The 19,641-nt window shown below is 59.2% G+C and carries 17 protein-coding genes; 4 read left to right on the forward strand and 13 right to left on the reverse strand.

Annotated elements, in window-relative coordinates:
* Positions 1–23: 23 nt before the first annotated feature.
* The 3 genes from IEI95_RS05295 to IEI95_RS05305 all read left to right on the forward strand — a co-directional run bounded on the left by IEI95_RS05295 (position 24) and on the right by IEI95_RS05305 (position 3,259).
* Complete coding sequence (locus IEI95_RS05295) at positions 24–875, forward strand: aromatic ring-hydroxylating oxygenase subunit alpha (RefSeq protein ID WP_194416127.1); 852 nt, start codon at positions 24–26, stop codon at positions 873–875.
* A gap of 19 nt (positions 876–894) precedes the next feature.
* Positions 895–2,259, forward strand: a complete 1,365-nt coding sequence (guaD, locus tag IEI95_RS05300) for a guanine deaminase (protein WP_156532610.1) — start codon at positions 895–897, stop codon at positions 2,257–2,259.
* Between the two features lie 142 nt (positions 2,260–2,401).
* Complete coding sequence (locus IEI95_RS05305; RefSeq protein WP_234890979.1) at positions 2,402–3,259, forward strand: formate/nitrite transporter family protein; 858 nt, start codon at positions 2,402–2,404, stop codon at positions 3,257–3,259.
* A gap of 16 nt (positions 3,260–3,275) precedes the next feature.
* Here IEI95_RS05305 and IEI95_RS05310 read toward each other — a convergent pair whose 3' ends face one another.
* Positions 3,276–4,466, reverse strand: a complete 1,191-nt coding sequence (locus IEI95_RS05310) for an ROK family transcriptional regulator (RefSeq protein WP_156532609.1) — start codon at positions 4,464–4,466, stop codon at positions 3,276–3,278.
* 101 nt (positions 4,467–4,567) lie between these two features.
* Entirely contained in the window at positions 4,568–4,774 is a 207-nt protein-coding gene (locus IEI95_RS05315) for a hypothetical protein (protein ID WP_156532608.1), read from the reverse strand.
* A 78-nt stretch (positions 4,775–4,852) separates the two neighbouring features.
* On the opposite strand from IEI95_RS05315, the gene lacZ reads away from it, so the two are divergent.
* Positions 4,853–7,879 carry a beta-galactosidase, LacZ type gene (gene lacZ, locus IEI95_RS05320; RefSeq protein ID WP_197435568.1) on the forward strand — a complete coding sequence of 1,009 codons (3,027 nt, stop codon included), beginning with the start codon at positions 4,853–4,855 and terminating at the stop codon, positions 7,877–7,879.
* Here lacZ and IEI95_RS05325 read toward each other — a convergent pair.
* From IEI95_RS05325 to IEI95_RS05375, 11 genes are all read right to left on the reverse strand, one after another.
* The gene (locus tag IEI95_RS05325; RefSeq protein WP_156532607.1) at positions 7,851–9,239 is read right to left on the reverse strand and encodes a cytosine deaminase; all 1,389 of its coding nucleotides are present in this window, start codon (positions 9,237–9,239) and stop codon (positions 7,851–7,853) included. The genes lacZ and IEI95_RS05325 overlap by 29 nt on opposite strands.
* Before the next feature lie 69 nt (positions 9,240–9,308).
* Positions 9,309–10,211 (reverse strand): LysR family transcriptional regulator, encoded by a 903-nt coding sequence (locus IEI95_RS05330; RefSeq protein WP_156532753.1) that lies wholly within the window; start codon positions 10,209–10,211, stop codon positions 9,309–9,311.
* A gap of 86 nt (positions 10,212–10,297) precedes the next feature.
* Entirely contained in the window at positions 10,298–11,281 is a 984-nt protein-coding gene (locus IEI95_RS05335) for an isopenicillin N synthase family dioxygenase (RefSeq protein WP_420360064.1), read from the reverse strand.
* A gap of 120 nt (positions 11,282–11,401) precedes the next feature.
* A complete protein-coding gene (locus IEI95_RS05340; protein ID WP_060717571.1) occupies positions 11,402–12,157 on the reverse strand; it encodes an ABC transporter permease in 756 nt (251 codons plus the stop codon).
* Positions 12,158–12,212: 55 nt separating this feature from the next.
* Positions 12,213–12,986, reverse strand: a complete 774-nt coding sequence (locus IEI95_RS05345; protein ID WP_156532605.1) for an ABC transporter ATP-binding protein — start codon at positions 12,984–12,986, stop codon at positions 12,213–12,215.
* 5 nt (positions 12,987–12,991) lie between these two features.
* On the reverse strand, positions 12,992–13,981 hold the full coding sequence (locus IEI95_RS05350) for an ABC transporter substrate-binding protein (protein ID WP_156532604.1): 990 nt from the start codon (positions 13,979–13,981) through the stop codon (positions 12,992–12,994).
* Between the two features lie 450 nt (positions 13,982–14,431).
* Entirely contained in the window at positions 14,432–15,532 is a 1,101-nt protein-coding gene (locus IEI95_RS05355) for a sn-glycerol-3-phosphate ABC transporter ATP-binding protein UgpC (RefSeq protein WP_156532603.1), read from the reverse strand.
* Entirely contained in the window at positions 15,529–16,356 is an 828-nt protein-coding gene (locus IEI95_RS05360) for a carbohydrate ABC transporter permease (protein ID WP_156537306.1), read from the reverse strand. The genes IEI95_RS05355 and IEI95_RS05360 overlap by 4 nt, the downstream gene beginning before the upstream one ends.
* Positions 16,353–17,255, reverse strand: a complete 903-nt coding sequence (locus IEI95_RS05365) for a carbohydrate ABC transporter permease (protein WP_087729949.1) — start codon at positions 17,253–17,255, stop codon at positions 16,353–16,355. Before IEI95_RS05365 ends, IEI95_RS05360 begins: the two co-directional genes overlap by 4 nt.
* A gap of 137 nt (positions 17,256–17,392) precedes the next feature.
* Positions 17,393–18,625: an ABC transporter substrate-binding protein gene (locus IEI95_RS05370; RefSeq protein WP_156532601.1), complete on the reverse strand. Its 1,233-nt coding sequence runs from the start codon at positions 18,623–18,625 to the stop codon at positions 17,393–17,395.
* Between the two features lie 75 nt (positions 18,626–18,700).
* Positions 18,701–19,633, reverse strand: coding sequence for a sugar phosphate isomerase/epimerase family protein (locus IEI95_RS05375; RefSeq protein ID WP_194416128.1), 933 nt, complete (start codon positions 19,631–19,633; stop codon positions 18,701–18,703).
* Positions 19,634–19,641 lie beyond the last annotated feature (8 nt).

Genomic DNA, 19,641 nt, shown 5'->3' on the forward strand with positions numbered 1-19,641 from the left:
CCAAGGATGCAGGGAGAAACCCAATGATGGCAATCGACAAAACAAGCCTCGATCAATGGTATCCCATCGATACCGAAGCGCTCATTCCCTATGGTACATCCGCAAACCGGCTGCTGGGCATCGACCTCGTCGTAACCCGCACCGAGGACGGTGACGTGACCGTGAAAGCGCAGGAAAACAATCTGCCAATCCGGCGGCGCTACGGCTATATCTGGACGACGCTCGGCAGCCCGGACAAGGAGATTTTCCCCATTGAGGAAGCCGATGAGCCGGATCGCCGCATCGTGCCTTGCGGTGCGGTCACCGTGAAGGCATCGGGCCTGCGGATCGTCGAAAACTTTCTCGACATGGCGCATTTTCCCTTCGTCCATACCGATATTCTCGGCTCAGAACCGCATACGGAAGTCGAGCATTATAATGTGGAAATCCGCCGCGATGTCGATGAGGTCTGGGCGACCAATTGCCAATTCTTCCAGCCACAGGCAGCCCTTTCCGCCACGGACGGGTTGATGACCCACTATATCTACCGGGTGATGACGCCGTTCACGACGCTACTCTACAAGACCTGTCCGAATTCCGACAGCCGCTGGGATGTGATCTGCCTGTTCGTGCAACCCCTTGACCCAGATCGCTGCCGCGCCCATCCGATCATGTATCTGCTCGACGATCAATCGACCACAGCCTCGCTGATCCAGTTCCAGCAGCTGATTTTCCTACAAGACCGGATCATCCTTGAAAACCAGCGCCCGGTTCTCCTGCCAATGGAGCCACGCTCGGAAATCCCCACCCGGGCTGACGCCACCTCCATCGCCTATCGCCGCTGGCTGAAGGAAAAGGGTGTGACCTATGGAACGTCGCTGAAGGCCGTTGCATGACCAACGCTACGCAACGGCCATGAGCGATTTCAGAAACCGGGTGCTGATCGCCAATGGCTTCCACGCCCCGGTCGCCGGCGAAATCGATGTGCTGACTGATTGCCTGATCGCTATTGATGCGGAGGGCATGATCCTCTCCGTGCAGCGTCCCGGCGATGACGGATATGCATTGGCGAAAGCCGAAGCCGACCGCCACGGGCGGCTATCACGCCTGCCAGCGGGTTGCCTGCTCCTGCCGGGCCTGGTGGATTGCCATGTGCATGCGCCGCAATATCCGCAGCTTGGCACAGCGCTGGATGTGCCGCTCGAAACCTGGCTGCATGCCCATACCTTCCCGCTGGAAGCCCGCTATGCGGACTTAGCCTATGCAAAGCGAGTCTATGGCCTGCTGGTTGATGATCTGCTGGCCAATGGGACAACGACGGCGCTGTATTTCGCAACCATTCACCAGGATGCGACCCGCGTGCTGGTCGATACCTGCCTTGAAAAAGGCCAGCGCGCCCTGATCGGCAAGGTCGCCATGGACAATGCCGAGCAATGCCCGGACTATTACCGGGACGCCTCACCCGATGCTGCTTTGCAGGGAACACAAGCGCTGATCGATTATGTCAGCACTCATCCCGACAACACGGCCTCTCGCGTCTGGCCGGTGGTGACGCCACGGTTCATTCCGGCCTGCACGGATGCGACGCTGGAAGGCTTGGGTGCGCTGGCGCGGGACTGCGGCTGCCATGTGCAGACCCATTGCTCGGAAAGCGATTGGGAACATGCCTATGTGCTATCGCGCCACGGCATGACGGATGCGATGAGCCTTGATCGCTTCGGCCTTCTCACCCGCCGCAGCATGCTGGCCCATGCCAACCTGCTGACTGCTGATGATATGGACCTGATCAAGCTGCGACAGACGGCGGTGGCGCATTGCCCGCTCTCCAACGCCTATTTCGCCGGAGCGGTCTTTCCCCTGCACGCCGCTCTGGAAAAGGGCCTGCATGTCGGGTTGGGCAGCGATATTTCCGGCGGACCAAGCGCCTCGCTTATCGACAATATGCGCGCCGCCATTCTCGTCTCCCGCATGGTGGAAACTGGCGTCGATCCCGGCCTCCCGCCAGACAAGCGCGCAAGCGGCGCCAAGGCCCGCATCGACTTTCGCCACGCCTTCCACATCGCCACCGCTGGCGGCGGCAAGGCATTGGATCTGCCTATCGGCCAATTTGCCCCGGGTTATCGCTTCGATGCCATCGTTATTGATCCGCAGGCCGCCCAAGGCACGTTGCGGTTCTACGAGAGTGATGAAATGACTGAGACCCTGCTCCAGAAAATCGTCTTTACTGCATCGCGTGCCAATATCTCTGCCGTGTTTATCGACGGATGCAAGGTGGCCTGATCAGCACGGAAAAGCGGCGACATAGCTGCCGCTGGAACCGAATGGGTTCTCGATAGTTTAGCCTGCCGTGCGAGCGTCCACCCCTATTCAATCAGGGATGATGAGAGAGCACGCTCGCCAGTTTTATCCCGGAAAGACAAGAATGCCTGATATCGCCGAACAGGAAGCCGCCCAGGAGGCGCAGCCGTCCAACGCCATGTCGGAGGAAGACAAGCAGGATATCGGCGAACGAGGGTCCGGGTCGGCCAAGGTGGTCCATGAAGTCGTTCGTCTGCAAGGCGACGAGGAACTGGGCCGCCCGCTTCAGTCCCTGCTTTTTTCAGGCTTCGCTGCCGGTGTGGCAATCTGTACATCGCTGCTGGCGGAGGCCTTCCTGCAAGTGCGGCTACCCGACACGCCGTGGCGGGAGTTGATCGTTTCCCTTGGCTATACCGTCGGCTTCGTGATCGTCATTCTGGGCAATCTGCAACTGTTTACCGAAACGACCGTTACCGCCGTACTTCCTATCGCCGCCCACCCGACACGTCGCAACTTTTATCGGCTTCTTCGCCTATGGGTGACGGTCCTCGCGGCCAATCTGCTCGGAACATTTTTCATCGCGGTGCTGATGGAGAACCAGCTCATCATCGGCGCGGAACAACGCGAGGCGGTCCTGGATATCTCCAGAGCAATCCTCGGGCATGATTTTGCAACGACATTGCTGCTTGCCGCCCCGGCAGGCTTTCTGATTGCCTCAATCGCCTGGATTCTCCCCAATGCCAAAGGCAATGAGTTCTGGGTCATCGTGATGATTACCTATACGGTCGCGCTCGGCGGGTTCAGCCATGTCGTCGCCGGGTCCGGGGAGGCCTGGCTGCTGATGCTGGCGGGCGAAACAAGCGTCTGGGGCGCTGTTGGCGGCTTTATCCTACCGACCCTGATCGGCAATATCATCGGCGGCACCGGACTGTTCGCCGTTGTTGCCCATTGCCAGGTCCGCGATGAACTCAAGCCGGACTGATGTGGAACGCAGTTTTTCAGGCAGGCAGGCGCATTTCGCTTGGAAGATCCTGGGGGGAAAACAGCGCATTGTGAAGCTGGTTGAGCGCGATGGCCACCGCGCCAACCAGCGTGGCGCGGGACGCAAGCGTGCTGGCCTCAAGCGAAATGCTACTGCGGGTCGAGGTTGCCAGCGCCTCCTTGACCATGCGCACCATCAACAGATTGCGACCGACATTGCCGCCAAGAATGATCTTGCCCGGATCGAGCATGGCATGAACCGAAACCACCAGCAAAGCCGCCAGCCGGGCGGTTTCCTGCACGGTTGCCAGCGCCTTTGCGTCGCCCTTTTCAGCCGCTTCAAGAATATCGCGAACCGTCATACCGCCGTCTCCAGGGTTGCCATAACGCTCCAGAATGCCACGGGCGCCAATGGCGCATTCGAGCGCGCCGCGCTCCAGACTTTCCGAGTTGTAGGGATCGGCTCCGAACGGCAGATAGCCGATTTCGCCTGCCGCTCCTTTAGCCCCGCGCATCAACTTGCCGTTGAAAAGGACGCCAAGGCCAATACCGGTTCCCAGCGACACGAACGCAACCGAATCGAGACCGATGCCGCTGCCTTTCCAGCTTTCGCCAATCACCGCCGCATTGACATCGTTTTCGATGATGACATCGCAGCGGAAAATGCCCTGCAAGGCCTTGATCACATCGAGACTGCCAATTTCTGACAGGTTCGGCGCAAGCGAAAGCCGACCGGTTTCAGGATCGATGACGCCAGGCATGGCCACAGCGGCCAACAGAACCTTGCTGCGGGAAACCCTCGCCTTTTTAAGCGACGCTTCGACAACGCCGCTGACATGCGCCAGAAGGGCCTCCCCACCATGCTCTCCGGCCGACTTTTCGACTTCATGGACAATCGTTCCGGCAATATCGGCAATCGCCACCCGAATGGTCGTTGCACCGATATCCATACCGATGACAAAACCCGCATCCGGGGCGACTTCATAGGTCACGGCACTGCGCCCGACCTTGCCGGACACGATTCCCTTGACTCGAACCCAGCCTGCCGTCTCAAGCGTGCGTATGACCTCGGACATGGTCTGTTTCGATAGGCCAGTCTTTTTTGCCAGATCCGCCCGCGAGGTCGGGCCTTGGTGCAGAAGGATGTCCATAGCGGCGCGAACGGAGATCTGGCGTAACATCGGCGGTGTGCTCGTCCAGAGATTCATCCGCAATCACCTCATCCTATCGACAACAGGCATATGAAAATCGTAACGACGAACATCGCACGAACGAGACGCGGATACAAATAGTTCGTCTCCATGACGAATTATCCTGTCTCGCCACAATTATCCCTTGAGGCGTTGATACGCGAGAATAATGCCGCGATCAATGGCATCGCAAATTGCTCGCAGAAAATGCATTCCGTAAAGGTGGAGGAACCGTCTTTGCCGCCATTGAGCACCCTTGCACTCCAGGCTTCTTTTGCGCGCAAAAAAATCGATAACACTTTATAGATGCTGGATATTTTTGCCATTATCCGATTCCGGTTTCGCCGATTATAGGATAAGAGACACCGGTATCATTCGGTTAGACAGACGTCCGGGAGGGACATGTGACGATCCAAACTTTGCCTGCTAAAGCACATCTCGATTGGCTTTCCGATCCCAAGGTCTTTGCCGTCGGGCGGCTGCCTGCCCATTCCGACCATATCGTCTATCCCGATGAAGCCTCCGCCAAGGCGGGTTCTGCCTCGCCGCTTCGCCAGAGCCTTGATGGCACCTGGAAGTTCCTCTCCGCCATATCAGCCGCTGAGCGCCCGGAAGGTTTCCACCATCACGATTTCGACCGCAGCGGCTTCGGCGACATCACCGTACCCGGTGCCATGCAATTGCAAGGCCATGGCCGCCCGCAATATGTCAATACCCAATATCCCTGGGACGGCCATGAGGCGCTGGCGCTTGGGCAAGCCGCCGAGGCCAACCGAGTCGGCTGCTATGCGAGGACTTTCCAGCTTGACCCCGCCCTTGCCGGACAGCGGATCATCCTCACTTTCGACGGTGTCGAGACCGCCTTCTATGTCTGGCTGAATGGCCGTTTTATCGGCTATGCCGAAGACAGTTTCACGCCCTCACGCTTCGATATTACCGACGCGCTGATTGACGGCGATAACCTGCTGGCCGTTGAAGTCTATCATCGGTCTTCCGGTGCCTGGCTTGAGGATCAGGATTTCTGGCGTCTGTCGGGCATCACGCGGCCTGTCCGGTTGGAGGCCTGGCCGAAATTGCATATCCGCGATCTATTCGTCACCACCGATCTTGCCGATGATTTCAACAGTGGCTCCCTGCGCTTGCGGCTGGCCCTCGACTTGGCGGAAGAGAGCGCTGGCAGTCTTGCCGTGACGCTCTACGATCCCAAGGGTGAAACCGTCCTAACAACGTCCTTCGATGCCGCAGCCGAAATGGATATTGCCCTGCCCGTCACCGCCCCGCTGCTGTGGAACGCTGAGGCGCCGCATCTCTATCGCCTGCTGCTGGTCGTAAAGGACAGCAAGGGCGCGACGATCGAGGCCGTGCCGCAGCCGGTCGGCTTCCGTCGGTTTGAAATGCGCGATGGGGTGATGCGTCTCAATGGCCAGCGCATCGTTTTCCGTGGCATCAACAGGCATGATTTCCATCCACGCCGGGGACGCGCCCTGACAGTTGAGGACATGCTCTGGGATGTGCTGTTCTTCAAGCGCAACAATATCAATGCGGTGCGCACCAGCCATTACCCAAACCGCAGCGAGTTCTACGCGCTCTGCGACCAGCACGGCCTCTATGTCATCGACGAGGCCAATCTGGAAACTCACGGCACATGGTCGGTCGAGACGCTGGACCCGGACAAAGTCCTGCCCGGCGACCGCGACGAATGGCGACCCGCCGTGCTCGACCGTGCCGCCAATATGCTGGAACGCGACAAAAACCATCCTTGCGTGCTGATCTGGTCTTGCGGCAATGAGAGCTATGGCGGCAGCGTGATTGCCGATATGGCCGATTGGTTTAGGGACCGCGATCCCTCCCGCCTCGTTCATTACGAAGGCGTGTTCCACGACCGCCGCTTCGATGCACGCTCCAGCGACATGGAAAGCCGGATGTATGCGCGCCCGCAGGACATCGAGGACTATCTGCGCAGCAACCCATCCAAGCCTTTTGTATCCTGCGAATATACCCATGCGATGGGCAATTCCTGCGGCGGCATGCATCTCTATACCGACCTTACCTATCGTTATGATCAGTGCCAGGGCGGCTTTATCTGGGAATATATCGAACAGGCTCTCTACGGCACCCGCCCGGATGGCAGCGAAGGCCTGCTGTTTGGCGGTGATTTTGGCGACAGGCCGACCGATTACAGCTTCTGCTGCGACGGCATTATCACCGCTGACCGGCAATTGACCCCGAAAGTCCAGGAAATCAAGGCGCTTTACCAGCCTGTCCGGCTGATACCGGACGCGCACGGCGTTAAAGTCATCAATGACAACCTGTTCTTGAACCTCGACGCTTTCTATCTGTCATATCACCTGCTGAAGGATGGTGTCGCGGTGGCCGAAGGGCAGGCCGATATTGCGCTTGCAGCCCAGGAACAGACCTATCTGCGTCTGTCCGTGCCTGTCACGCAGCAGCCGGGCGAATATGCCCTGCAATGCTCCCTGCGTGAACGTCATGAGCGCGCCTGGGCGCCGGCTGACCACGAAGTGGCGTTTGGCGAACATGTCTGGACCGTGGCAGGCGAAAAACCGAGCCCTGCTTCCCGCCCCCTCACCCGCGCCGAAGGCAGCTATAATCTCGGCATTTCCGATGGCCATAGCCGGACCTTGTTCTGCCGGCGCTTTGGCGGGCCGGTGTCGCTGATCAATATGGCGGGCGTGGAATTCCTGGAACGGCCACCCCTGCCGATCTTCTGGCGCGCACCGACCGACAATGACCGGGGTGCAGGCTTCGGCTTCAAATTCGGCAGCTGGCGTCGGGCAAGCCTCGACCAGAAGCAGGCTTCCTATGCCTATCGCGATGCCGGGGCCGACTATCGCTTTGCCCTGCCTGACAGCAGCATGCAGGCCACGGTTTCCTACCGCTATGAAGAAGACGGAGCCATTGCCGTCACCGCCCATTGGCCGGGCGATACCAGCCTGCCGTCGCTACCGCTGTTTGGCCTGACGATCCCAATGCCCGTAAGCTTCGACCGCTTCCGTTATTATGGACTTGGGCCGGAGGAAAATCATATCGACCGCGTGCATGGCGCACGGCTGGGCATTTACGAGCGCGCGGTGGCTGACAATGTCACCCCCTATGTCATCCCGCAGGAATCCGGCAACCGAACCGGCGTGCGCTGGGCCGATCTGTTCGACGCTGAGGGCAACACATTGCGCTTCGAGGCGGTGGATATGCCGTTCGAGCTGGGCGTTTCGCCTTACACGGCTTTCCAGCTGGAAGCCGCAGCCCGGCCCTACGACCTGCCGCCAGCCAACCGCACCATCGTCACGCTGATGGCCCGGCAGATGGGCGTCGGTGGCGACGATAGCTGGGGCGCGCTGCCGCATCCTCAATACATGATCGAGCCGGGCGAGCCTTTGACGCTCACATTCCGGATGAGAGTGATGGGGTGAGAAAGGGCAATTCGATCTCCCGATAGGATGGCAGCACCGCCTCGCTTAACCTGCCTGCCCGCACGATCACCCGGTCGGTTTGCGGGCGGGCAATGACCTGGTCCATGCTCCAGGCCTCGAAGATCATCAGATCCGCCGGACGCCCGCTACCGATGGTTCCAGCGGAAAAGCCGGTCATCGCGGCGGGTTGGGTGGTCGCCAGTGCCACGGCATCGTCATAGGGGTGGTCGAGATGCAGAATGCGCACCGATTGGCGCCAAGTATCCACCATATCATGATCGCCATAGGCAAAAAACGGATCGCGGCAATTGTCACCAGCGACCGCGACGCGGATACCGGCGGCGCGCAGCTCCTTGACAGGCGTAACACCTCGCCAGCGCGGGGTTATACCCTGCGCCCGGCCCTGCAAATACATATTGACGGTCGGAAGCGTGACGATAGACAGTCCGGCATCGGCCAGAAGCGCGATCCGCTCGCGGATTTCCGCCTCACTGAACAAAGCCAGCGAACAGCAATGGCCGCAGGTGACGCGGCCCTCATAGCCGTGACGGATGGCGGCGCGGGCCACATGCGGCAGGGCGTCGGCCTTTTCGGCTTCGTCCACATGCAGGTCGATATCGAGATCACGCTCGCGGGCCAGCAAAAACAGGCTGTCGAGCAAAGCATCGATGTCATCAAGCCCGGTGCCATTTTTCCCGATACCATGAGTGCCGCCCGAGGCGCGGGTCACGCCGCCCAACAGCCCGCCCTGACGCGCAACCAAGTCGGCAAGCTGCTTCCCATGGTCGGTGCGATAGGCATCCAGCGGCACGAGGCCGACCGCCTGCAACGCAATGCGCCCCGACCAACGGGCCTGCACCTCATCAAATGCCGCCCAGGTGGTTTCCGCCTGCCCCGCATGGCTATCGAGATGGGTGCGGAGCGCGGCAACGCCGTGCGCATCCGCGCAGGCAAGACCGAATTCCATCCGCCGGACCAGATCGTCGTGACGCCAATGGGCCTGCCGGTCGGCTGTCGTTGCTGCGCGGGCGCTGGGATGCGTGCCATCGGAGGCTGGTGCCCGGCTGATCGTATGGCCCTTGTCGAGATGGACATGCATGTCGATCATCAACGGCCAAAGATGGCGGCCTTCCAGATCAATACCACTACCGGTCACGCCGCTTGCCGCTGGCAGCACGGCGGCGACACGTCCGTTGTCCAGCAGAATATCGACCAAAGCACAACCATCGCGGTCGAGAGCACTGCCTGGCGGCACACCGTCGGCAAGACAGGCCGTTGGCACGCGGGTCTGACGGATAGCGATGCGGCCATGGCCGGTAAAGCTGGAACGCGCCAGTGCGCGCACGGAATTGTCAATCATGATCGATCTCGATAGGGCATAAGCCGAATTTCAAGGTGTGGGGGACGGCAACGTCATCGAACACCGCCGTCAGCGCGCGTCCTCCACCATGCGCAGCCGTTCCTGGGCGTAGTGCATGAAATGGCTGGCAGCGGGCGAGAGCGAACCGCGCGCCCGGTGAAGAATGTTTAGCCTTTGCAGTCCCGCAGACCCGGTCAGCGGAAGAAAGACCAGTTCTCCGCTTTGCAGTTCGCGGTCGACATCGACGCGATTGAGAAAAGTGACATGCGGTGCGCCATGCACCAGCCGCTTCATCAGTTCCATGGAATTGGTCTCGACAACAGGCATCAATTGGGCCTGGGCTGGCGTCAGGTTTTCAACGACCTCCCGCAAAGACAGGCTTTTATCGGCCAAAACCAGCGGATAGATCAGGCAATCGGCGATCCGCACCGTCTTGCGCGTCGCCAACGGATGGTCGGGCGCAACCACCGCACCGAGCGGATGCATGAATTCAGCGGCGCGCTGCAAGCGATTATCCTCGGGCAGATTATAGGCCAGGGCCAGATCGGCGGCCCCTGAAGCGACCATGTCGCAAACCGCTGAGCGATCCCCGACCTTGATGCGCAGGCTGACCTGCGGAATATCGGCACGGTAGGCAGCAATAATGTCGGCAAGCCTGCCCGCCGCCAGCGTCGCCATGGTGGCGATCACCACCTCGCCTCGGCTGAGGCCACGCAGGGCCTTGATCTGCACCCGCATCGTATCATGCGCTTTTAGCGTCTCACGGATATGGGCAATGAGGATTTCGCCGGAACTGGTCAGCTTCAACCCGCGCGACAACCGCTCGAAAATCGGCGCATCCAACTCCTGTTCCAGGTCGAGGATATAGCGATTGATGGCGGAGGCAGCGACATTCAGTGTCTTTGCCGCCTTGCGGATCGAGCCCTGCCGGGCGACTTCGTCGATATAGCGCAAAGCGCGGCCATGAAGCATCAGCGTTCCCGTCGCGCGACAGGGGCGTTTGCCCCTGTCCGCTGTCTGTCTGGCCACGATGGCATCATGGCTCGCCGGGTTCAACATCATTTCCGGGCGAAGTTGGCGTTGATGCGCTGCGTCAGGTAATCACCGGCGGTGATCGCCTCATATTTGCCAAGCGGACCCTGCATGACCGCATCGCGATTGGCCTGGCAGAAGAAGGGAAGCGACAGACGCCGACCCAAATATTCGCCTGGACGCGGCATCCGCACGCGGTGAAGCGTCGATTGCAACTGATCGTCAGACCAGCGCATCAGCATATCGCCGATATTGCAGGTGATATAGCCGTTTTTCGGCGGCACATCCGTCCACTCGCCGGACGCGGCATCCTTGCCGGGGCAGACCTGCAAGCCGCCCTCGCCTTCCTTCTGGTGCAGGATGGTCAGGCAATCGAAATCGGAATGGGCACCAGCCCGCCAGAACTCGAAATCCTCGGGCTTGGCATGTTCCATCGACATGTAATGGATCAGCCGCTGCGTCGATTGGTATTCACCCGAGGCCGGATCATGCGCCTTGGTGAAGAAGTCCTCGGCAAAACCCATCTTCAGGGCAAAGCAGGACAGTATCCTCATACCGAGTTCCCAATTCTGCCGCTCAAAACGCAGCATCTTCTCCTTGAAATCAGGCAGTTCTTCTTCACTCGGCCACAGTCCACCCATCATCGGGCGGGTAATCTGGTAGCTTTCCTTGTTGTCAGGCGTGCCGGTGGAAGGGCGCACCTGCGCCTTGAATTCCCATCCGGCATTGGTTCCCTTTGGCATCGGATACTGGGCCTTGATGTCCGCTGGCAATTCGAAGAAGGACCAGGCGGTCTCGAACGCCGCGTCGATATCCTGCTGCGGAATGCCGTGGTTATAGACCTGGAAAAACCCGATACCAACCGAGGCCTCCCACAATTGATCGGCGATCTCGGCCTTGCGATTGTCGAAATCGGCGAGATCAATGACAGGCACATCGCGCTCGACGGTCTTGCCGACGCCGCCAATGGTGGTTTCCTTGTTCAATTCGGCAAGGCTGTAGCTTTGCATGGTCATGGCAGTCTCCTTGAGGTTGGGCCGGATACCGGCCGGTGAGGAGCAATGTCCGGGCATGCCCGACTGCTTCTACTCCGAAAAGAACGGGGGATTTTCAGCCCCCGGCAAAAGGCTTCAGCTGTTCTTCGGCAGGCTCCACGGAAACAGCAATTTCTGCACGAGCAACACCGCCTGAAACAGGATGAGCGACAAGGCTGCCAGCACGAACAACCCGGCCCAGGCCTGGGGCAGTTTGAACAGCGATGTCGAAAATTGGATGAAATAGCCCACCCCCGCTTCGGACGCGCAGAATTCCGCAACCACCGCGCCAATCACCGCCAGCGTGATCGAGATTTTCAGCGCCGAAAAGATGTACGGAACGGCAAAGGGCAGCCTGATCTGGGTGATCTCCCGAAAGGCGGGCGCCCGCAGGCTTCTGGACAGTTCGATCAATTCCGGCGGCGTTGCCGCAAGCCCGGTCGCCGTCGAGACGACCAGCGGAAAGAAGGTGATGAGACAGGTGATCACCACCCGTGGCGCATCGCCCGCCCCCAGCACGACGATGATGATCGGCGCCACCGCGACGACCGGCGTTGACTGAATGACGACCAGCAGCGGATAGAGCGTCTTTGACAAAAGCGGCGAGCGCATCATGACGATGGCCAGCGGAATTGCGATGGCAATCGACAAGACATAGCCGATCATCGCCACCCGCAGGGTCGCCCAGAGATGCAGGCTCCAGCGATCAAACCCAATGGACGAAAACGCATTGAAGATTGAGGACGGCGACGGCAGGAGATAGGAGGGAACAGCAAATAGCCGCACAGCCAATTCCCAAAACAGGATAACACCTGCCAGCGAAACAAGGGCTGCAAGGCCCGGCAAGCCCATGAGCTTGGAGACCATATTGCGCAACGGCAGGTGCTGGCGAGTTTCAGCCACCGGCTCAGGCCGCCTGTCGCTTGAGGAGGAGGTCGCGGAGATAAGCGGTAAGGTCATGAATGGCTCTCTCGTTGGCTGTTTCGGGACCACGCGGACGGCCGACTGGCACGGCAATATCGGTCAGCACCGTGCCGGGACGGCCGGTCATCACCAGCACGCGATCGGCCAGCAGCGCCGCCTCGTTGACGGAATGGGTGATGAACACCACCGTCTTCGGGCGGTCGGTAAAAATCCGCAGCAGATCAAAGCCCATCACCTCGCGGGTCAGCGCATCAAGCGCCGAAAAAGGCTCGTCCATCAAAAGGATATCCGGGTCCATCAGCAAGGCCCGTGCAATGCCGACCCGCTGCTGCATGCCGCCGGACAATTCATCGGGAAGCCGGGAGGCGAACCCCTCCAGGCCCACCATCCGCAACAACTCGCCTGCCCGCTGCCGCTCCTCTGCACTCACCCTGCCGCGCTTGTGGCGGGCCGGAAACAGCACATTGTCCTCGACTGTCGCCCAGGGCAGCAGTGTCGGCTTCTGGAAAACGATGCCAATATCGTCGCGTGGTTCGGTCACCGGATGGCCGAACACCTGGAGCGAACCACTACTGGGCGCCAGAAGCCCGGCAATCATCCGCAGCAAAGTGGACTTGCCGCAACCAGACGGGCCAAGAATGGCTAGGAATTCGTGCCGCGCCACCTCAAAACTGACGTCGCGCAGCGCTTCCGTTTGTCCTGAGCGGGTCGAAAAGACCTGACCAAGCCGGTCAAAGCGGATTGCGGGTATCGTCATGCTCTTCACTCCGTTGGAATGAAGCTGCGGTTGACCACGGTTTCCGGGTCAAGCTTGGCCGGATCGATGGCTTGAGCGGCGGCAACCCGACGCCAGGTCTCGGTCAAACGCTTAGGCTCGAACACGCCCAACCCATCCTTATCCGTGACCTCGTTGAAGATCAGCGGCAGCGTGTCATTGATCGATCCCTTGACGTCTTCAGAACCCAGTTCCGGCACGACACTGGTGACGGAGGTGACGGCGGCATCGGGATTGGCGCGGGTGAATTGCACCGACTTCTTGTAGGCGTCGATGAAACGTTTGGCGACATCCGGCCGCTTGGCCAGGAAATCCTCACTGGCAATCAAAGAGGCCGAATAAAGCTCAAGCCCGGCAGCCGACCACGGCAGCGCGACGATTTCCTTGCCGGCCTGGCGGGCCTGGTTGGAATAGCGGGTGAAATCCGTCATCCAGGCAATGATCCCATCGGCATTGCCGGTCATCAGCATCGGACCGAGCGCGCCGGGATCGGCCTTGATCAGCTTGATCGCGGACGGATCGATGGACTGGTCCTTCAGCACCAGCGGCAGATAGACATTGGACGAGGTAAACGGCGATGTGGCAATGGTCTTGCCCTTGACGTCGGCGACAGTGGCTATTGAGCCGCCCTTGATCACATAGAAGGCGTGCGGTCCCTTGTTGAACACCGACAGAACGCCAACAACCTTCACCCCTTCATTGGCACGAGCCGCCATCAAGGCGCCGATATCCGAAACACCGATATCGGAAGAACCCGCCGCCAGTTTCGAAATCGCCTCGGTCGAGCCTCGGCCCGAGGCAATGGTGACATCCAGCCCCGCGTCCCGACAGAAGCCCTGATGGATGCAGACATAAATCGGCGCTTTGTCGCCGCCCGGCAGCCAATCCAGCTGAAACGTAACCTTGTCGGCGGCAAGGGCAGTCCCGGAAAAAAGGCCAAGGGTGAACAGCGTGGACGCAAGCTTACGACGAAACATGGGACATTTCTCCAAGGCTCAGTGTTCGATTTTCAAGGACGGCTGACGGGGGAAAGCATGAACATGGCAGAGGTGCAATGGCGCACCCCGCGTCCAAAAGACAGGGTTGTGATGGTGGTTTTTCGACAATTGGTGACAAGAATAGCGGCATGAAAGCATCTCTTCGACAGGGTTCACCGTCGAGCAATGCCCAGAGCCTCAGGCTCAGACCGCTTCTACTCGCGTCCAAACCATTTCACGCAAGCGCGCATTCTGCAAGAGTTTTAAACAATGCATAATTTTGCATATAAAATAGGCGAAACTCAGTTTCGCGGCGTGTAGCCTTCAAAACTGAGAGGCCCCGACCCTTATATTTCAACAGCCTGCGGCACGAACTTGCCGCAAGCAAAGAATCAGCGTCGGTCAAAAAATAAGCGCTCTGATAATTAGAACACAACAAGCGGAAAATTCTTATCGCGCTCCCTCAAAATCCAGCCGCAAACCGGTCTGCGCATCGTAAAGATGCACGGTCTGCGGATCGATCCCGACACCCAGCCGATCGCCGGAGCGTAGGCCGCGACCGCCGGAAACAACAATGGTCAATTCCGGGTCGGTTCTGGTCGTCACATAGGTTGACGATCCCGTCGATTCGACCAGCGCCACCTCAACGTCGAACGCGCCTTCGCCGGGAGCCGTCAGCGACAGGTGTTCCGGCCGGAGGCCAAGCGTTAGTGGCTGGCCTGCCGCAAGACCAGCCGTCATTCCGGCGGCAAATCTCAGAATCTCCTCCTTCCCAACGAAATCAAGTTCCAGACCAAGCCCACCCGGCGACACGCGCGCAGGAATGAAATTCATCGCCGGAGAACCGATAAAACCGGCAACGAAGCGGTTTGCAGGCCGGTCGTAAAGGTCCAGAGGTCGGCCCTGCTGCTCGATGACGCCATCGCGCATCACCACAACATGATCGGCCATGGTCATCGCCTCAACCTGATCGTGGGTGACATAGACGGAGGTGGCCTTCAACCGGTCATGCAGCAGCCGGATCTCTTTTCGCATGTGCACCCGCAGGGAGGCATCGAGATTGGACAGCGGCTCGTCGAACAGGAAGGCCTTGGGATTGCGGATGATCGCCCTGCTCATGGCGACGCGCTGGCGCTGACCGCCGGACAATTCACGTGGATAGCGTTTCAACAGCGGCATCAGCCCGGTTGTTGTCGCCACCGCCTCGGCGGCCTGACGCGCCTCTGCCTTGCCCACCCCCTTGATGCGCAGGCTATAGGTCAGGTTTTCCTCGACCGTCATATGCGGATAGAGCGCGTAGGACTGGAACACCATGGCAATGTCGCGCTTGCGCGGCGGCACATTGGTCATCAAGTTGCCAGCGATCTTCATTTCGCCAGCGGAAATCTTCTCCAACCCGGCCAGCGACCGCAACAGTGTGGACTTGCCGCAGCCGGAGGGGCCGACCAGGGCGACGAAACTGCCCTTTTCGATGGCGAGATTGATATTCTTCAGGGCATGGAAAGCGCCATAATGCTTGTTGACGCCGCTCAATTCGATCTGGATGGTCATTTCAGGGCTCCCGAAGTGAGGCCGGAGACGATGCGGCGCTGTAAAAGAACGAAAATGGCGAGGATCGGCGTCACATAGATCGAGGCATAGGCCATGATCCCGTTCCATTCATTGGTATTGGGACCCATGAAACTGTTCAGCCCGACGCTGGCCGGTTGCAGGTCCACCGATTGGATCATTGATTTGGAATAGACGAATTCGCCAAAGGCCTGCATGAAGATCAGGATGGCGCTGACGAGAATACCATTGCGGGCCAGCGGCAGGACGATGCTGAAAAACGCCCCGATCCGCGAATTGCCATCGACCATGGCCGCTTCCTCCAGCTCGATCGGCACCGTCATGAAGCTGGAACGCACCAGAACCACGAAGAACGGCATGCTTTTCGCCGCCACCGCCAGCATCACGGCAAAGCGCGGGGTGTTCAGCAGGCCAAGCTGCGAAAAGCCGACGAAGATCGGAGTAATCATCAGCGATGCCGGAAGAACCTGGAGCATCAGGATCAGAAACAGCCCGGCATCGACCCAGCCATTGCGATAGCGCGCCAGCACATAGGCGCAGCCGGTGCCGAGAACGCAGATAATGCTGACCGAACCCAGGGCGATCACGGTCGAATTCCACAGATATCGGCCCATATTTCGGCTTTGCCAGACATCGCTATAGACGCCCCATTGCGGATCGTCAGGCCAGAAATGCGGCGGGGTGGCAAACATCGCCGAGCCGGTTTTCAGTGCTGTGACATACATCCAGTAGAGCGGAAAGAGATAGATCGCCGCCATGATGAGGGCGATGGCAAGCATCAGGCGGTTACGAACTGTTTCGCTCATCCTCGCACCTCATGACGTGTAGAGCGGACATAGACGAGCGATGCCAGAAGCACGAACACGGTCATGATCACCGACACGGTCGCACCCTTGGCGAAGTCATATTGCCGGAAAGACAGGTCCCAGGCCCAATATTGCGCCACATTCGAGGCATTGGCCGGTCCGCCGGAGGTAATGGCGGCAAACAGGTCAAATTGCTGCAAGGTAAAGATCAACCCCAGCGACACCAGCGCACCGATAGATGAACGCATCATCGGCAGGGTGATGGTAAAGAACCGTTGCAACACGGTGGCGCCATCCAGTTGCGCCGCTTCATAGAGATCCTTGGGAATGCCTGATAGCCCGACCGACAGCAGGATCATGTTGAAGGACGTGCCAAGCCAGATATTGGCGATGATCACCGCCCACAGCGCATAGGCCGGATCGGACCGCCAGAAGATATTGGCGCTGATCAGCCCGGTTTCGCGCAGCATATAATTGAACACGCCGAAATCGCCTGAGAGGATCCAGTTCCAGGTCGCGCCGACGACGAGGCCGGGCATGATCCAGGACACCAGGAACAGGCCGCGCAACCAGGAGGAACCGGGGAATCCCACCCCGAAAAACAGCGCCAGACCAAAGCCCAGAAGGAATTGCCCGGCAATCGACGCCACGACGAAAATCGCCGTATTGGTGAAAATAGGCAGGGTTTCCGGCTGCGCCATCAGGTCGATATAGTTCTGAAAGCCGACAAAGGGACGGGAAAAGGTTCCAAGGCTGAACATGTCAACCTCCTGAAAGCTCATCACAATATTATAGAGCAGCGGCAGACCCGACATGACCAGCAGAAAGGCCAGCGGCACCCCGGCAAGACCGAAGTCAAAGCCACGCCCATCGACAATACTCGACATGATCCGTTTCATGAGACCTCTTTCTCCATTCGGAGCGCCGTCCAGGGGCCACATTCTCACAGGAGACATGCAGCCCCGGCCGGGAGGAAAGGATAGTCATGCCACGCGCGTTGACGGCGCATGGCATAATCGCTGGGTGGTATTAGCGCTCAACCCAGGGCGGCCTTGATCTTCTTTTGCGCCTGGTCCAGCGCATCCTTGGGCGTCATCTGGCCGGTCAATGCCGCCTGGATCGCATCCTGGATAGCCTTGGAGATTTTCGGCCAGGCAGGATGTGGTCCGCGCGGTTTGGCATATTTCATCTGCTCGAGAAACACTTGCAGCGCCGCATCCTTCAAAGGCGAGCCCGAGGGAGGAATGGCGATGTCGGACCGGGCTGGCAGCTGTCCGAAATTCTTGAACATGTCCTTGTCCTGCGAGGCGAAGAATTCCAGGGCCTTGAAGGCTTCCGCCGGATGCTTGGTGCTGGAAAAGATCGCCCAGTTGAAATCACCCATGCCGGAAGACCGTTCAGCTCCTGCGCTTGGCACCGGAAGCAAGGCGACGCCCCAGTCGAACTTTGCCTCTTTCAGCATGCGGTCCAGCTCCCAGGGACCCGAAATCGCCATGGCGGCATTGCCGGAATTGAACGTGCCGGTCGAATCCCACTGGCCGCGCGTTAGCGTATCCGGCGAGGCCAGTTTTTCGGTCATGATGGTTTTCCAGGTCTCCAGCGCTTTTACCGCACCCGGAGCATTGATATGGTCATAGCCGCCGCCGCCCATCTGCGCCCAGGGCAGAAACTGGAACGTTCCCTCTTCGCTGGCCTTGGCGGAAAAAGCGAGGCCGTAGACGTTCTTGGCCGGGTCGTTCAGCTTGCGGGCAGCGGCCACAAGTTCGTCCCAGGTCTGCGGTGGCTTCAGTGGATCGAGACCCTTGGCCTTGAACATATCGCGGTTATAGTAGAGCGCGATGGTGTTGGTGGCTTTCGGCACGCCGAAATAGCGCTCCTTCCAGGTCACAGACGCAAGCGGCCCAGGAAAATAGTTCTGTGGCTTGATCACATCCGACTTGGCAATCATGTCGGTGAGATCGAGGAAGGCACCCCGCGAGGCAAACAGCGCATGTTCCGGATTGTCGACCGCGATAATGTCAGGTGCCTGTCCGGTTGAATAGGCGCGCATCGCTTCCGTCACGACATCGTCGAACTGAAGGAGCCGATACTCGATCTTGATGCCATTATTGAGTGCGTTGAATTGCTTGACCAGATTGGGCGCAGGCTGGATATCCTTGTCGAGCGACCAGAGATTGAGTGTCACGTCGTCCGCCCGGGCGGTCGATGTAAGCGGACAAGCCGCAGCAAGAGCCAGCACAGCGATCAAGGCACGTCTGTTGATGATCATGGGTTTCCTCCTCCGTTTCTATCCCGTCCTCCAATCGCCCCGCACCTCCATACTGGGCGAAATCAAGGCCTTATTCTATTTCAGCGAGGGATCGCCTCCGCCATAAGCCGCCATCTCGTCGATAAAATCGCCGCCACGCGCCTGTTTCAGATGGTTGAGGGCATGGACCTGACCGGTCATTTCCAGGGCATCGCGGTAGACGGGATCATGCCAGCCTTCGATATCGATAGAGCCGCTATAGCCAGCCAGCCGTAATTCGCTGATAATATTGGTCCAATTGCTGTCGCCGAAGCCTGGTGTGCGCATGAACACAAACGGCTCCTTGCCGAAAATGCCGTGTTCACGAATGACATCCCAGCGAATGGTGGCGTCCTTGCCATGCACGTGGAAGATCTTGGATGCCCATTTGCGGATCTGCGGCAAGGGATCAATCAGATAGACCATCTGATGGCAGGGTTCCCATTCAAGGCCGATATTGTCATCAGGGGTTTCGTTGAACATCAACTCCCAGGCGTCGGGGTTATGGGCGATGTTCCAGTCGCCGCTCTGCCAGTTGCCGTCCATGGCGCAGTTTTCAAAGGCGATGCGAATGCCCTTGTCGGCAGCGCGCTTGGCCAGTTCGCTCCAGATTTCGCGGTAACGTGACAGGCTGTCCGTCAATATCTTGCCCCGCAGCCGTCCGGTAAAGCCTGCAACGCAACTCGCACCGAAATGATGGGCATTATCGATACATTGCTTCCAACCCTCCAGCGTTTCGAGGTCGATGTCGGTTTCCTCAAGCGGATTGCCGAACATGCCGAGCGTCGAAATGGTGATGTCCCGGTCGCCGATGGCATCGACGCAGCGCTTGCCAAGTTCGGCAAGGTTCTGACCTTTGGTCGTCTGCCAGAAAAACGGCTCGAAACTTTCGAAGCCGAGACCGGCGATTTCCCGGATGCGGGTGGCGGCATCGCCATTGTTGCCGCTGATCATGGTGCCGATACGAATGGATTTTGCAGGATTGCTCACAGTCATGG

It is taken from the genome of Agrobacterium vitis, assembly GCF_014926405.1.
Taxonomy (GTDB): domain Bacteria; phylum Pseudomonadota; class Alphaproteobacteria; order Rhizobiales; family Rhizobiaceae; genus Allorhizobium; species Allorhizobium vitis_H.

What these genes read in the sequence shown, in the direction of transcription:
- IEI95_RS05370 (WP_156532601.1), bottom strand. Translation starts at nt 18,625, where the DNA reads ATGATCATCAACAGACGTGCCTTGATCGCTGTGCTGGCTCTTGCTGCG.
- IEI95_RS05310 (WP_156532609.1), bottom strand. Translation starts at nt 4,466, where the DNA reads ATGAATCTCTGGACGAGCACACCGCCGATGTTACGCCAGATCTCCGTT.
- guaD (WP_156532610.1), top strand. Translation starts at nt 895, where the DNA reads ATGAGCGATTTCAGAAACCGGGTGCTGATCGCCAATGGCTTCCACGCC.
- IEI95_RS05335 (WP_420360064.1), bottom strand. Translation starts at nt 11,281, where the DNA reads ATGCAAAGCTACAGCCTTGCCGAATTGAACAAGGAAACCACCATTGGC.
- IEI95_RS05330 (WP_156532753.1), bottom strand. Translation starts at nt 10,211, where the DNA reads ATGCTTCATGGCCGCGCTTTGCGCTATATCGACGAAGTCGCCCGGCAG.
- IEI95_RS05315 (WP_156532608.1), bottom strand. Translation starts at nt 4,774, where the DNA reads ATGGCAAAAATATCCAGCATCTATAAAGTGTTATCGATTTTTTTGCGC.
- IEI95_RS05355 (WP_156532603.1), bottom strand. Translation starts at nt 15,532, where the DNA reads ATGACCATCCAGATCGAATTGAGCGGCGTCAACAAGCATTATGGCGCT.
- IEI95_RS05360 (WP_156537306.1), bottom strand. Translation starts at nt 16,356, where the DNA reads ATGAGCGAAACAGTTCGTAACCGCCTGATGCTTGCCATCGCCCTCATC.
- IEI95_RS05295 (WP_194416127.1), top strand. Translation starts at nt 24, where the DNA reads ATGATGGCAATCGACAAAACAAGCCTCGATCAATGGTATCCCATCGAT.
- IEI95_RS05305 (WP_234890979.1), top strand. Translation starts at nt 2,402, where the DNA reads ATGCCTGATATCGCCGAACAGGAAGCCGCCCAGGAGGCGCAGCCGTCC.
- IEI95_RS05365 (WP_087729949.1), bottom strand. Translation starts at nt 17,255, where the DNA reads ATGAAACGGATCATGTCGAGTATTGTCGATGGGCGTGGCTTTGACTTC.
- IEI95_RS05340 (WP_060717571.1), bottom strand. Translation starts at nt 12,157, where the DNA reads ATGGGCTTGCCGGGCCTTGCAGCCCTTGTTTCGCTGGCAGGTGTTATC.
- IEI95_RS05345 (WP_156532605.1), bottom strand. Translation starts at nt 12,986, where the DNA reads ATGACGATACCCGCAATCCGCTTTGACCGGCTTGGTCAGGTCTTTTCG.
- IEI95_RS05350 (WP_156532604.1), bottom strand. Translation starts at nt 13,981, where the DNA reads ATGTTTCGTCGTAAGCTTGCGTCCACGCTGTTCACCCTTGGCCTTTTT.
- IEI95_RS05325 (WP_156532607.1), bottom strand. Translation starts at nt 9,239, where the DNA reads ATGATTGACAATTCCGTGCGCGCACTGGCGCGTTCCAGCTTTACCGGC.